This is a genomic window from Colwellia sp. MB02u-14 (genome assembly GCF_014076915.1).
Classification (GTDB): Bacteria; Pseudomonadota; Gammaproteobacteria; order Enterobacterales; family Alteromonadaceae; genus Colwellia_A.
This window is the reverse complement of the sequence record NZ_JACGUX010000048.1, coordinates 1-955: the sequence shown is the minus strand read 5'-3', so window position 1 is coordinate 955 and position 955 is coordinate 1. Positions and strand designations below refer to the sequence as shown.

Annotated in this window: 1 protein-coding gene; it reads right to left on the bottom strand. The window is 33.6% G+C overall.

The window, feature by feature from the left end:
* Nucleotides 1-131: 131 nt before the first annotated feature.
* Nucleotides 132-638: a hypothetical protein gene (locus H4J52_RS03945; protein ID WP_182224247.1), complete on the bottom strand. Its 507-nt coding sequence runs from the start codon at nucleotides 636-638 to the stop codon at nucleotides 132-134.
* Between the last annotated feature and the right edge of the window lie 317 nt (nucleotides 639-955).

The following is a 955-nucleotide window of genomic DNA, read 5'->3' as shown; positions in this document are numbered from 1 at the left end:
AACGAAGACGCCCTACAACGAATCAAAATATTTAGAAGCATTAAAACGAAGAGGATCGCCACTGTTAAAATTTGCAATAAATAGCTAAATTTTACTAGTTGTCCACCTCAGGGCGTGTTGTTAGCTAACTTTTATCCGCGAGTGATAGAGAATATAACTGAATTTATTTTCCAACCTTTCTCTGTATTAACAAGTAACCAACTCTCTTTACCCCAATTTTTTCTTACCTCACCGTCATAAAACTCATAATCAAAATATATCGTTGCTACTTCACCATCATGTAGAATTTTTATATTTTCGAATGTTTCTTTAGGCGCTTTAACGCGAGAAATAATACCGTCGATGAATTTTTCAGGATCACTTTGGAAATTCTTCCTAGGCATCCTAGCTTGTTCACCTTTTGCTATTGCGGCGTCTGCTCTACTTTTAGCTGCCTTAAAATTATTACTAGATGAAACACCAACCCAAGAGACTGTCCCTTCGTAAAACAAATCAAGAAATTTAGATTTATCTTTAGTTGTAATTGCGCTATCAAAATCTTTAATTATTTTATGCAAGGGTTCATTATCTGAACTCGTGTTTGCAAAAGAAGTATGTGTGAACAATATAATAGATACTACCAATATAAACTTTTTCATGACTCTTCCCTGTTGATGATTGATGTAGTTAGCTAACGCCACATTAAGCGGCAAAAAATTGTTGGCTAAAATGTTGAACGAAGTGAAAAAAGCCAACTGTTTTTTGTCCGTTTGAATGCCTTGTTATGCCATTTTTACATTACCACAAACAGCACAATTTATATAAATATTAGCGACATAAAATGCACATTAAAAAAACTCACAGCATTGCGACACACTAAACCGTGAATTTTGAGCCACTAATGAAAAGTGAATTTATCACTTACCTACTTTGGCGAAAAACTATTTAACCAAAAACTGAAATAGATTTAATTACG

Excerpts from the sequence above, each read along its gene's own strand:
- H4J52_RS03945 (WP_182224247.1), bottom strand. The coding sequence starts at position 638 with ATGAAAAAGTTTATATTGGTAGTATCTATTATATTGTTCACACATACT.